Here is an 11,554-nt window from a genome sequence, read left to right as displayed (position 1 = left end):
CTGATCAGACCAGATACCGTTCCCGATTCGAAGGCCATCCGTCGAAAGCGCTCGCGTCAACGTGCAGCGAAAATAGCGCTTACTCTCCAAGGAACCAGCTCATCGATCCGGCATTGTTTATGGCCGCTGACGATGGCGGTGAGCGTGCTCGTCAGATAGGCCAGCGGATCAAAAGTATTGAGTTTGCAAGTTTCAATGAGCGAGGCGATGGTCGCCCAGTTCTCGGCCCCAGCGTCGTGCCCTGCGAAGAGTGCGTTCTTGCGATTGAGGGCTATCGGTCGGATGGTTCGCTCGACACTGTTATTGTCGATTTCGACGCGGCCGGCGATCAGGAAGAGCTTCAGGCCATCCCGGTATTTGGCGATGTAGGCCAAAGCCTCGCCGAGTGGGGACTTGGCCGCGACGCGCGACCGTCTTCATCGCCACTGGCGCCCTGGCCAGCACCGTCCAGTCGTCGTCGACCCACGGCATGCATCATCACCACCGTCATCACCATTGGCATAACTGGTGGTGGTGACACCATCATCACCATGGCAAGGTGATCATCTTCCTTTGATTAGATGACCCACCTGGCGAAAGGGCGGCTTCGGCCGCCCTTTTTGCGTCATGGGCCAGGGATCATTGCCGTCGGCCGAAGAGACCCGAAAAATGTTTGAACCTTTTTCTCCGCCGCGACGACTGACGGTCAAGAGGCGGTTGGATCGCCTCCCACAACAAGGAGATCGTCATGTTCAAGCACACCATCGTTTCCGGCCTCGTCGCCACCACCGTCGCCGCCGCCATGCTGGTCGGCACCGTTCAGCCGTCGGCCGCCCATCACAAGCACAAGCACCTCGGCATCGGCATTGCCGCAGGTGTCGGCGGCTTCCTGCTCGGCAGCGCGCTGGCCCAGCCGCGCACCGTCTATATCGAGGAAGACGGCGGCTCCTGGCACGTCCGGCGCTGCCTCAATCGCTACCAGAGCTACGACCCGTACTCGGACACCTATGTCGGCTACGACGGCTATCGCCATCGCTGCTGGCTTTGAGGGCCACGATGCCAGCTTGGGAGGACGTGACCGTTTCATGCAACCGGAAGGGCGCCCCACTGGCCCTTTTTCTGTTGTTCGGCGATAGGCTTCCTGTCGAAATCGACTGACTATCAGTGTCGGCGCTGCCCCTCATCTGCCTGCCGGCATCTTCTCCCCGTATAGTGACAGGGAGAAGGGACGCTCTCGGCGATGATTTCGCCAGTCTCCAGCGCTGCAAGAGGGCGCCAAGGTCGCGGTCAGCTTCTTTCTCCCCGTCACTATACGGGGAGAAATGCCCGGTAGGCCAATGAGGGGCAGCGCCAGCTTCAGTCTCCAAGCAATTTAGCTATCATTTGTCTCTGATTTCACCAGGAACCCGGCAGTATACAGCGATTTCCCAACAGCCTAGTCTGCACCGATAGCGAAACAGGGAGAGGGCGCTTGGGCGAGCAAGATCCGAACGAAGAGCCGATCGAGACAATTTTCCGCAACGGCACGATCACCACCGTCGGCATCCTGCTGGCGTTCTCGCTGGGCTTCATCACGCATTGGGCCGCCAACCCGATACCATGGGAAATCTATCACCTGGCCGCCGTCGCGCCGATTTTGATCGGCATTGCCCTGCAGATACGAGCGCTGCGGTTGCTGCTCGACTTAACGTCTCTACAACGGCGCGTTTATGAACGCGCCAATCGTATCTTCATTGCCGGCCTAATCTTCACCGCCTGCGGAGTTGGGCTGGCGATGCTGCTTGATTTCTACGACCTATCGACCAAGAGCGCGGTGCCCGGGGCCTAGCTTTGGCCATCCTGGCAGATGTCGCACCATTCGACGCTGGTCAGCGCAGCCATGCGCTCGGTTCACTGCGAAGGCCGGGAGGGGTCGGCAGCCCGCCGATCATCCTTGTCACCTTCGCCGCCGCATCGTGCACAAGCGGGCCGATCTCGGCCAGCCGTTCCGGCGTTACCCGCACCGTCGGCCCGGAAACCGAAACGCCGCCGATCGGCTCGCCGAACTCATTGAAGATGGCGGCGGCAACGCAGCGCATGCCCGGATGCCGCTCCTCGTCGTCTACCGACCAGCCGCGCAGCTTGATCGTCACCAGGTCGCGGGCGAGCGCCGGGATATCGGACAGCGTGTTTTCGGTGAAGCGCTCCAGCCCGGCCCGGCGCAGGATGGTGGCGACGCGTTCCGGCTCGAGATGCGCCAGCACTGCCTTGCCGATGCCCGAGGCATGGAAGGAGCTGCGCGTCCCCGGCCGGAAGAAGGCGCGGATCGCCTGATGCGTCTCGACCTGACTGACAAAGACGACGCAATCGTCCTCGGCGACGCCGAGATTGGCGGTCTCGCCGGTCTTCTCCATCAATTCCTGCATGACGATACGGGCGCGGTCGACCAGCTTGCGGCGGCGCAGGAACGCCGCGCCCATGCGATAGGTCTCGACGCCGATCGACCACAGCTGGTCGGTACCGTCGAACTCGACCATGCCGTGGTTCTCCAGCGTCGTCAGCATGCGGTAGGCGGTGGATGCCGGCAGACCGGAACTGGCGGCGATCTCGCTCAGCGACAGGCCGCTGCCATCGGCAACGATTGCCAGGATGCGCAGCGCCCGGTCCAGCGACTGCACCGAAGCAGCCTCGGCCGGCCCGTTGAAGGCGCGCGGCCGGCCGCGCTGGCGTTTTTCGGTGGTTTCCATCGGGCCATTCTTCGCTCTGTTCGCCCAGCAAGGCAATGAAAAAGTTTTTCATCGATTTGCGAAGCGAATTCTTGGAAAACAGAAAGTCAAATCAATTCAATCTACAAGAGCCGTTTTCTAGAAATGAAAATATATTCTGAAAAAATTGAAAAATCATTGGTGCGCTGGCATCATCGGCTATCAACAATTCCGTGGAGGCTGACATGGCCAAGATGCGCGCAGTCGACGCAGCGGTTCTCGTTCTCGAAAAGGAAGGCATCTCCTGTGCCTTCGGCGTGCCGGGTGCTGCGATCAACCCGCTCTATTCGGCGCTGAAGGCGAGGGGCAGTATCCGCCACATCCTTGCGCGGCACGTCGAGGCGGCTTCGCATATGGCCGAAGGGTTTACCCGCGCCAGATCGGGCAATATCGGTCTGTGCATCGGCACTTCGGGTCCCGCCGGAACCGACATGATCACCGGCCTCTATTCGGCCGCTGCCGATTCAATTCCCATCCTCTGCATCACCGGGCAGGCGCCGCGGGCGCGTCTCAACAAGGAGGATTTTCAGGCCGTCGACATTGCGGCGATCGCCGCACCCGTCGCCAAATGGGCGGTTACGGTGATGGAACCCTATCTGGTGCCGATGGCGTTGCAGAAAGCGTTTCATCTGATGCGCTCGTCGCGGCCGGGGCCGGTGCTGATCGATTTGCCTGTCGATGTGCAACTGACCGAGATCGAGTTCGACATCGATGCCTACGAGCCGCTGGTGCCGTTCAAGCCGGCAATGTCGCGCGCTCAGGCCGAGAAGGCGTTGACGATGCTGAACGGGGCGGAAAAGCCTGTCATCATCGCCGGCGGCGGCATCATCAACGCCGATGCGTCCGATCTGCTGATCGAATTCGCCGAAGTCACCGGCGTGCCCGTCATCCCGACGCTGATGGGCTGGGGCGCGATCCCCGACGACCACCGCCTGATGGCCGGCATGTGCGGGCTGCAGACCTCGCACCGCTATGGCAATGCCACGATGCTCGAAGCCGATTTCGTTTTCGGCATCGGCAACCGCTGGGCCAACCGCCACACCGGTTCGGTCGACGTCTACACCAAGGGCAAGACGTTCATCCACGTCGACATCGAGCCGACGCAGATCGGCCGCGTCTTCGCGCCGGACCTCGGCGTCGTCTCGGACGCCGGTGCGGCGCTGAAAATGCTGCTCGACGTCGCCACGGAGTGGAGGACGGCCGGGAAATTGCGCGACTGGTCGGGCTGGGCCGGCGAATGCCGGCAGCGCAAGAAGACAATGAAGCGCAAGACGCATTTCGACCAGGTGCCGCTGAAGCCGCAGCGCGTCTACGAGGAGATGAACAAGGCGTTCGGCCGCGACACCACCTATGTCACCACGATCGGCCTGTCCCAGATCGCCGGGGCGCAGTTCCTGCACGTCTACAAGCCACGCAACTGGATCAATTGCGGCCAGGCCGGCCCGCTCGGCTGGACATTGCCGGCGGCCCTCGGTGTTCGCGCCGCCGATCCGGACCGCACAATTGTGGCATTGTCCGGCGATTATGATTTCCAGTTCATGATCGAGGAACTGGCGGCCGGCGCACAGCACAAATTGCCCTACATCCATGTCGTCGTGAACAACGCCTATCTCGGGCTGATCCGCCAGGCGCAGCGCGGCTTTTCGATGGATTTCGAAGTCAGCCTGGCCTTCGAGAACGTCAACCGGAAAGACGAGCCTGAGGCGGGCTACGGCGTCGACCACGTCGCCGTTGCCGAGGCGATGGGCTGCAAGGCGGTCCGGGTGCGCCGGCCGGAGGAATTCGCCGGTGCCTTCGAAGAGGCAAAGCGCCTGATGAACGAGCACCAGGTTCCGGTGGTGCTCGAATTCATCCTCGAGCGCGTCACCAACGTTTCGATGGGTACCGAAATCGACAAGATCACCGAATTCGAGGAGCTAGCCGAACGCCATGAAGATGCCCCCACGGCGATCGTCATGCTCGACTAAGCCGCATATGAGGAACTACTGCCATGCCACGGTTTTCAGCCAATCTTTCGATGCTCTTTGGCGAGCATGACTTCCTCGACCGCTTCGATGCCGCCGCCCGCGCCGGCTTCAAGGGCGTCGAGTATATCGGCCCCTATGACCATGCGCCGGATGTCGTCGCAGCCAGGTTGAAGAAGAACGGGCTGACGCAGGTCCTGTTCAACCTGCCTGCCGGCGACTGGGCCAAGGGCGAGCGCGGCATCGCGATCCTGCCCGACCGCGTGCCGGAGTTCCGGCAAGGCATTGCCAAGGTCGTCACCCATGCGCACGCATTGGGCTGCGAGCAGGTCAACTGCCTCGCCGGCATCGCGCCGCAAGGCGTCGACCGCTCCGTGCTGGAAGACGTCTTCGCCGAAAATCTGGCTTTCGCGGCCGAAAAGCTGGAGCAGGCCGGCATCAGGCTGCTGATCGAGCCGATCAACACCCGCGACATTCCGGGCTTCTTCCTGAATTACTCGGACCAGGCTCTGGCCCTGATCGACCGCGTCGGCTCGAAGAACCTGTTCCTGCAATACGACATCTACCACATGCAGATCATGGAGGGGGATCTCGCCCGTACCATTGAGGCAAACCTCAACCGCATCGCGCATATCCAGCTTGCGGATAATCCCGGCCGTCATGAGCCGGGGACGGGCGAGATCAATTTTCCCTTCCTGTACAACCACATCGACCGCATCGGCTATTCCGGCTGGGTGGGGGCGGAGTACAAGCCGAAGGCGGGGACGGATGCCGGGCTTGGCTGGTTTCGGGACGCGGCCGGGCAGGGGAGTGCGGCGGCGTAGCGGGCAAGAGAGGCCCCCTCATCCGGCCGCTGCGCGGCCACCTTCTCCCCGCTGGGGAGAAGAGGCTGGCACCGGCGTTCGCGATCTCTTCTCCCCTCGGGGAGAAGGTGGCCCGAAGGGCCGGATGAGGGGGCGTTTCACATAGTCACTTGGAGAAAAACATGGAAACCATCGGCTTCATCGGCCTCGGCATCATGGGCGCGCCGATGGCGGGGCATCTGCTAGACGCCGGTTATCAGGTCGTCGCCAGCGACCACCGCTCGAAACCGCCGGCCGACCTCGTCGCCAAGGGCCTGAAGGTCGTCACCGGCCATGATGCCGTCGCGCGTGCCGCCGACATCGTCATCACCATGGTTCCGGATACGCCGCAGGTCGCCGACGTGCTGTTCGCTGAGAATGGCGTCGCGTCCGGCCTCACTAAAGGCAAGCTGGTCATCGACATGAGCTCGATCTCGCCGATCGAGACCAGGGCCTTCGCACAAAAGATCAACGATCTCGGCTGCGACTATCTCGATGCGCCGGTGTCGGGCGGCGAGGTCGGCGCCAAGGCGGCGTCGCTGACCATCATGGTCGGCGGCGAGGAAACAGCCTTCGAACGCGCCAGGCCCATCTTCGAGAAGCTTGGCAAGAACATCACTTTGGTCGGACCCAACGGCGTCGGCCAGATCACCAAGGTCGCCAATCAGATCGTCGTCGCGCTGACCATCGAGGCCGTCGCCGAAGCGCTGGTTTTTGCATCGAAAGCCGGCGCCGACCCGGCCAAGGTCCGGCAGGCGCTGATGGGCGGGCTGGCCGCCTCGCGCATTCTGGAAGTACATGGCGAGCGCATGATCAAGCGCAGCTTCGCGCCGGGCTTTCGCGTCGAACTCCACCAGAAGGATCTCAATCTGGCGCTGGAAGGCGCGAAGGCGCTTGGGGTAGCACTACCCAACACCTCGATGACGCAGCAATTGTTCAACTCTTGCGCGGCGAACGGTGGAGCAAAGGAAGACCATTCGGCACTGGTCAGGGCACTGGAGCGCATGGCTGGTCACGAGGTTGGTGAATAGTGAATAGTGAATAGTGAATAGGTAGTCAGTTGCAGATAGGTGAGTAGTTGGTAGTGAATTGGTCACGACTTACGCACAGTCTCACCATTCACCATTCACCATTCACCATTCACTCTTTCAAAAATTTTCGCGCCGCATAAAGCGCCACCGCCGCGGCATTCGACACGTTGAGCGAACGGATGGCGCCGGGCATGTCGAGGCGGGCGAGCGTCGTCACCGTTTCGCGCGTTTTCTGGCGCAGGCCTTTGCCCTCGGCGCCAAGTACCAACGCGATCTTTTCTCCGGCAAAGCTCGTTTCGAGCTCCGCCGGCCCGTCTGAATCCAGGCCGATCGTTTGGAATCCGGCCTCGTGCAGCTGCTCCAGCGCATCGGCGAGGTTCTTCACCTCGATCTGATCGATGTGTTCGAGCGCGCCGGAAGCCGACTTTGCCAGCACGCCGGATTCCTGCGGGCTGTGGCGCGCCGTGGTGATCAGTGCGCCGGCGCCGAAGGCGACCGCCGAGCGCAGGATCGCGCCGACATTGTGCGGATCGGTGATCTGATCGAGCACCAGCACCAGCCTGGCGTCGCCAAGCGCATCGAGCCGCTTCGGTTTCAGCGGCTCGGCCTCGATCAGCGCGCCCTGGTGCACGGCATCGGAGCCGGTGACCTTGTCGATGTCCCTTGGTTCGACCAGTTCCGCCTTGAAGGGCAAAGCGCCGAGATCGGCGATTGCCAGTCGCTCGGCAGCGTTGCGCGTCACCAGCATCTTCTTGATTTTTCGGCGCGGATTGTCGAGTGCGGCCCGCACCGTGTGCAGCCCGTAAAGCCGCACCAGCCCGTCCGCCGCGTTCTCGCCGGGCGGCACCGGCTGGCGTGGCCTGAATGCAGGCGCGCCACCGCTCTTCTCGTCGCGATGCGCGCGGCGCAGCTTCGCGTAGTGGGTGTCTTTAGGGGTCTTCGATTTGTTGTCGTTGCTCATGGCCGGCTTCTATAGCCGTGTCGTCCGGCCATGGATACAGCCGCATAAGCTGCTTGTCGGGCGAGGCGTGAGATTCAGCGCTTTTTGCCGGACTGTTGCGGTTGACAGTTTTGGGCGCTGCCGCCATAAGGCGCTTCGCGGAAGGGCTGCTTTGGCAGCCGCGACGCGTCGATGCCTCGTTGCATGGCTCCGGCGGCAGACTGGAGAGGTGCCCGAGTGGTTAAAGGGGACGGACTGTAAATCCGTTGGCTATGCCTACGTTGGTTCAAATCCAACCCTCTCCACCACTGCCGGCCCGGAAGCCCTGAAACGCAGAGCGAGCGTCGGAGCGGATCCGATGCTTGACTGAAAGGCGCGGGTATAGCTCAGTGGTAGAGCAGCAGCCTTCCAAGCTGAATATGCGGGTTCGATTCCCGCTACCCGCTCCAGATTTCCCCCAAGCCGCGGCGCACCTCGCGCACGATGCCGAAGTAGGCAGCCCCAAGCGAAGCGCTTTGCCGATAGTTCAAAGTATTCGTTGCGCGTCCAGACGGACGCGCATCTTAATCTGTGTTATCGTTGTTATCGTTGTCCCGAACCGCAGGCGGCGTTGGGCGACAGGCGTCAGCTCGCGAATTTGCTGAATATGGACGCGAGCTGGTTCTGCTGCGGCACCTGCCCGTTCGGCGTCAACTGGTCGACAAGCCCTGGCAAGGCCGCGGACAATTGCTTGAGCAGATCCTGCTGGTTCAGGCCCGTCCTTTGCGCGATCTCCTGGATGATTTGTGGCCCGAGAGCACTGCCCAGATCGCTGGGGTTGATCGGCTGGTTCTGACCGGTGCCGACCCACGAATTGGCAACGTTGCCGTGGCCGGCGTCCTTCAGTTTGTCGAGCAGTCCGCCCAGACCGCCGAGCAGTCCGCCGTCGGCGGATGCGGTTGTATCAGGCGGGACGGGGGCAGGGCTCTGCGCCGCCTCCGGCTGGGCGGAACTTCCACCGCTCAGCATTTTTCCCACCAAAAGTGCGCCGAGCGCGATCATCAGCGGCTTGGCGACGTTGCCGCCGGGAACGGCATTGTCAAACAGTCCCATTGTGGATCTCCATGTCAAATTGCCCGTCCGTCTCCAACAATGACGCATCCATGGCGAATTTCAAGCCGGTTTGAGCTTTCCGTAATCATGATTTTCAAGTTGGCTTGAGCTTTGCTTAATAATGTGGAAGTAATCGGGTGCGGGGAACGGAGAGGAAAAATGTCAATATTAAGCTGGATTATTCTCGGCGTCATCGCCGGCTTCATAGGCAGCAAGATCGTCAATAAAAGCGGGCAAGGCCTTGTGCTCGACATCGTGCTCGGGATTGTCGGTGCCATCGTCGGCGGGCTCATCTTCAGCGCCTTTGGCGCGTCGGGCGTTACCGGGCTCAACATCTATAGCCTGATCGTAGCCGTGGTCGGTGCCGTGGTTGTCCTGTGGGCCTATCACCAGTTCAGCGGCAGGCGGGCTCTGTAGAAGCCGCTCGGCAATTGCGTCGGCATTCATCCGAATGCCGACCGCCTATCTGATCCTTTTGAGGATTTCGCGGATCAGCGTGTTGAGGCCGGCTTCCAGCCCTCCCACCATGATCGGCCATAATTCCTCGAGCAGTCGCTGCCATGCGGCATCGCGCCCGTTCCTCACCGGCAGATTTGGCATCGCGCCCATTGCCGCCGTCACGTCGCGGCGCAGCCGGTCGCCGCAGGCGCTTGCGCCGCTGATCGTCGGATCGAAGGGCAGCCGGGTGAAATCCCATTTTCCGCGCTGCTCGATGCCGAGATTGCTTTCGACCTCGGCGTGCGACAGCACCGTTTTGGGCGTGACCTTGATGCGGTAATATTTGCAGAGTTCGGCGACAACCGTGGTCATCGCGTCCCACTGCGCCCTGGTCATCGGATAGCGGCCGGCATCGAACGGCCTTTCCTCCGCCCCGGCCATGCAGCAGAGCGAAACCCCGATCGAGCCGCCGTTGCAGTTGAGCGTGTGCGCGGCATATCCCGGTTTTACCCGGCTCGAATTGAGCGCGATCGAAGGCCGGCCCCTGACCAGGCGGCCATTCCCCTCGACCAGTATGTGATACGCATCCCTGTCGGTATCGCCGGCCGAATGCGAGCCGGCCGTCCAGTGGCAAATGACGCGCTTCATCGCAACATTGGGCAACCAGTCGGGCGGCAATGCCACAGAAATCCCCGCGACATAAGTTCAGTGACGGAGCACAGTATAGTTTCGTTGGCGGCCGACGCGAAAACGAAACGATAATTTGGTTGAGCGTTTTCTAACGGTCAGCTATTCGCCGGCATCTGCGGCGACCGCGTGTTCTCTGTATTGCGGCAGATCGTCGGTGATCGTGAACCACTTCGCCTTCGAGCCGACGAAGATGTGCTGCGTCGGGCGGATGGTCGGCTCGTCGACCAGGGTTCCCATGGCGACATGCACGAAGGCACCGTCGCGGACCACGGAATAGAGCAACGAGCCGCAAGTCCGGCAGTGCGCGTCATGGCCGGTTTCGTCGCCGAAGATCGTGAGATTGTCCTCGCCCCTGGTCAGGCTCAGCCTGTCGCGTTCGATGCCGGCGAATGGCTTGAACGCCGAACCGGTGGTGCGCCGGCAGTTCGAGCAGTGGCAGTTCGCGGCATAGACGAACGCGTCCGCCACCGCGTACTGAACGGCGCCGCACAGGCACTTTCCGGTGAGCGTGCGGTTGCTTGCATTCTGGTTGTTCTCGTTATCCGGGCCTGCCATGCGCTTCTCCGATTATCCCTGCGCCGTTTTCCGCTCTAGGCGACGACGGTCAACCGGCGCTTGCGCTCGTCGAGCGAGACTATGGTCAACCCGCTGGCCACCACCAGCAGGATGCCGCAGATGGCCAGCGCATTCGGGAGCTGCCGGAATACCACCAGGCCTGAAATCACCGCCCAGACGGTAAAGCAATAGTAGAACGGCGCCACCACGCTGGTCGGCCCGACGCGATAGGCCATGAAGATAAAGAAGTGGCCGAAGATCAGGAACAGTCCGGCGCCGCCCATCAGCAGCAGGTGACGGATTTCAGGCACCACCCACTGCTCGGAAAGCAAATGAGCTGCCCCGGCCCCCGCGAGCACGACAATCACCGCGGACATAGCGACGACCATTCCCGGCACGTCGGCGGCGACCTTGCGTCCGGCCAGATCGCGCGCCGCGGACAGGGCTGCATTGCCTAGCGCCAGCAGGGCATAGACCGAAATCCCCTGCATCGTCGGTTGTGCCACCATCACCGCGCCGACAAAGCCGAGCCCGATCAGCGCCAGGCGTACCCCGCCGATCCGTTCACCAAACAGCATCGAGGAGCCGACCAGCATCAGCAAGGGCGTGATCTGCCCGAGCGCGGTCGAATCGGCGATCTGCATGTTGGCGAGCGCCACCACGTAGCAAAGGATCGCACCCAGTTCGAGCATGTTCCTGCGCAAAACCTTGGCGTCGAGGATCAGCGGGATCTGCTTGCCATAGCCCAGCATGAACAGCAGCGGAATGCCCCACAATGTTGCCGCAGCGCCGCGCAGGAACAGCACCTCATAGGGCGGCAGTCCCGCGGTTGCGAGCTTCATCATCGTGTCGTTGACGATGTAGGACCCGGTCGAAACGACCATGAACAGCGGGCCTCGTATGGCAGTCGGGATGAAATGCATCGGCCCACGAAATCAGACCGGCGCCAGGGCGGCAATGGGCCAGATCCGGCTGTAAATCCGTCAAAGCCGTCAGCCGCCGCCGTAACCATTCCATTTGCCCTTGTTCGTTCCTATATCCGCGCCACATTCTCCGAAACCGGATCACCCGTTCGGGCGGGCGAGCGCGCTCGGCGACAAGGCACTTGTGTTTTTCGGCCTTAGTCGCTAATCGCCCCGCATTCGACTGAACTGAAGGTCCAGGCCGTCCCCAGGCCGTCCAAGGAAAGAGACTATGGCAAAAGGTAAATTCGAGCGCACTAAGCCTCATGTGAACATTGGCACGATTGGTCACGTCGATCATGGCAAGACGTCGCTGA

The 11,554-nt window shown here is 61.9% G+C and carries 12 protein-coding genes, 2 tRNA genes and 2 pseudogenes; 9 read left to right on the top strand and 7 right to left on the bottom strand.

The genetic code is table 11. The annotated features are described in order from the left end of the window. Positions 1 to 56: 56 nt before the first annotated feature. Positions 57 to 413, bottom strand: a pseudogene (locus NKJ23_RS33875) (IS66 family transposase); the annotation flags it as partial. A 314-nt stretch (positions 414 to 727) separates the two neighbouring features. Here NKJ23_RS33875 and NKJ23_RS33870 point away from each other — a divergent pair. Continuing rightward, positions 728 to 1,027 (top strand): BA14K family protein, encoded by a 300-nt coding sequence (locus tag NKJ23_RS33870; protein WP_352541360.1) that lies wholly within the window; start codon positions 728 to 730, stop codon positions 1,025 to 1,027. A gap of 423 nt (positions 1,028 to 1,450) precedes the next feature. After that, positions 1,451 to 1,807 carry a hypothetical protein gene (locus NKJ23_RS33865; RefSeq protein WP_352685048.1) on the top strand — a complete coding sequence of 119 codons (357 nt, stop codon included), beginning with the start codon at positions 1,451 to 1,453 and terminating at the stop codon, positions 1,805 to 1,807. A gap of 40 nt (positions 1,808 to 1,847) precedes the next feature. On the opposite strand, the gene bhcR is transcribed toward NKJ23_RS33865, so the two are convergent. Further along, positions 1,848 to 2,705 (bottom strand): HTH-type transcriptional regulator BhcR, encoded by an 858-nt coding sequence (gene bhcR / locus NKJ23_RS33860; protein ID WP_352472784.1) that lies wholly within the window; start codon positions 2,703 to 2,705, stop codon positions 1,848 to 1,850. Between the two features lie 203 nt (positions 2,706 to 2,908). Between bhcR and gcl the strand changes: the two genes are divergently transcribed. The 3 genes from gcl to NKJ23_RS33845 all read left to right on the top strand — a co-directional run bounded on the left by gcl (position 2,909) and on the right by NKJ23_RS33845 (position 6,560). Next, on the top strand, positions 2,909 to 4,690 hold the full coding sequence (gene gcl, locus NKJ23_RS33855; protein WP_352685046.1) for a glyoxylate carboligase: 1,782 nt from the start codon (positions 2,909 to 2,911) through the stop codon (positions 4,688 to 4,690). A gap of 23 nt (positions 4,691 to 4,713) precedes the next feature. Continuing rightward, the gene (gene hyi / locus NKJ23_RS33850; RefSeq protein ID WP_352685044.1) at positions 4,714 to 5,511 is read left to right on the top strand and encodes a hydroxypyruvate isomerase; all 798 of its coding nucleotides are present in this window, start codon (positions 4,714 to 4,716) and stop codon (positions 5,509 to 5,511) included. A gap of 161 nt (positions 5,512 to 5,672) precedes the next feature. Next, the gene (locus tag NKJ23_RS33845; protein WP_352685042.1) at positions 5,673 to 6,560 is read left to right on the top strand and encodes a 2-hydroxy-3-oxopropionate reductase; all 888 of its coding nucleotides are present in this window, start codon (positions 5,673 to 5,675) and stop codon (positions 6,558 to 6,560) included. A gap of 109 nt (positions 6,561 to 6,669) precedes the next feature. Here the strand turns inward: NKJ23_RS33845 and NKJ23_RS33840 are convergent, their stop codons facing one another. After that, positions 6,670 to 7,521: a TrmH family RNA methyltransferase gene (locus NKJ23_RS33840; RefSeq protein ID WP_352685040.1), complete on the bottom strand. Its 852-nt coding sequence runs from the start codon at positions 7,519 to 7,521 to the stop codon at positions 6,670 to 6,672. Between the two features lie 202 nt (positions 7,522 to 7,723). On the opposite strand from NKJ23_RS33840, the gene NKJ23_RS33835 reads away from it, so the two are divergent. Next, a tRNA-Tyr gene (locus NKJ23_RS33835) sits at positions 7,724 to 7,808 on the top strand. A gap of 67 nt (positions 7,809 to 7,875) precedes the next feature. Further along, positions 7,876 to 7,949, top strand: a tRNA-Gly gene (locus NKJ23_RS33830). 175 nt (positions 7,950 to 8,124) lie between these two features. On the opposite strand, the gene NKJ23_RS33825 is transcribed toward NKJ23_RS33830, so the two are convergent. Next, positions 8,125 to 8,592 carry a YidB family protein gene (locus NKJ23_RS33825; RefSeq protein WP_023680430.1) on the bottom strand — a complete coding sequence of 156 codons (468 nt, stop codon included), beginning with the start codon at positions 8,590 to 8,592 and terminating at the stop codon, positions 8,125 to 8,127. 159 nt (positions 8,593 to 8,751) lie between these two features. On the opposite strand from NKJ23_RS33825, the gene NKJ23_RS33820 reads away from it, so the two are divergent. After that, positions 8,752 to 9,009, top strand: a complete 258-nt coding sequence (locus NKJ23_RS33820) for a GlsB/YeaQ/YmgE family stress response membrane protein (protein WP_023680431.1) — start codon at positions 8,752 to 8,754, stop codon at positions 9,007 to 9,009. A 45-nt stretch (positions 9,010 to 9,054) separates the two neighbouring features. Here NKJ23_RS33820 and NKJ23_RS33815 read toward each other — a convergent pair whose 3' ends face one another. The 3 genes from NKJ23_RS33815 to NKJ23_RS33805 form a co-directional block, all read right to left on the bottom strand. Continuing rightward, positions 9,055 to 9,714 carry an N-acetylmuramoyl-L-alanine amidase gene (locus NKJ23_RS33815; protein ID WP_352685038.1) on the bottom strand — a complete coding sequence of 220 codons (660 nt, stop codon included), beginning with the start codon at positions 9,712 to 9,714 and terminating at the stop codon, positions 9,055 to 9,057. A gap of 105 nt (positions 9,715 to 9,819) precedes the next feature. Then, positions 9,820 to 10,275 carry a GFA family protein gene (locus tag NKJ23_RS33810; RefSeq protein WP_352685036.1) on the bottom strand — a complete coding sequence of 152 codons (456 nt, stop codon included), beginning with the start codon at positions 10,273 to 10,275 and terminating at the stop codon, positions 9,820 to 9,822. 35 nt (positions 10,276 to 10,310) lie between these two features. Continuing rightward, positions 10,311 to 11,198, bottom strand: coding sequence for a DMT family transporter (locus NKJ23_RS33805; RefSeq protein ID WP_352685034.1), 888 nt, complete (start codon positions 11,196 to 11,198; stop codon positions 10,311 to 10,313). 271 nt (positions 11,199 to 11,469) lie between these two features. Between NKJ23_RS33805 and NKJ23_RS33800 the strand changes: the two are divergent. Continuing rightward, positions 11,470 to 11,554 (top strand): annotated as a pseudogene (locus tag NKJ23_RS33800) (GTP-binding protein); the annotation flags it as partial.

It is taken from the genome of Mesorhizobium sp. M0184 (assembly GCF_040322215.1).
GTDB lineage: Bacteria > Pseudomonadota > Alphaproteobacteria > Rhizobiales > Rhizobiaceae > Mesorhizobium.
This window is presented reverse-complemented; position numbering and strand designations above follow the sequence as displayed.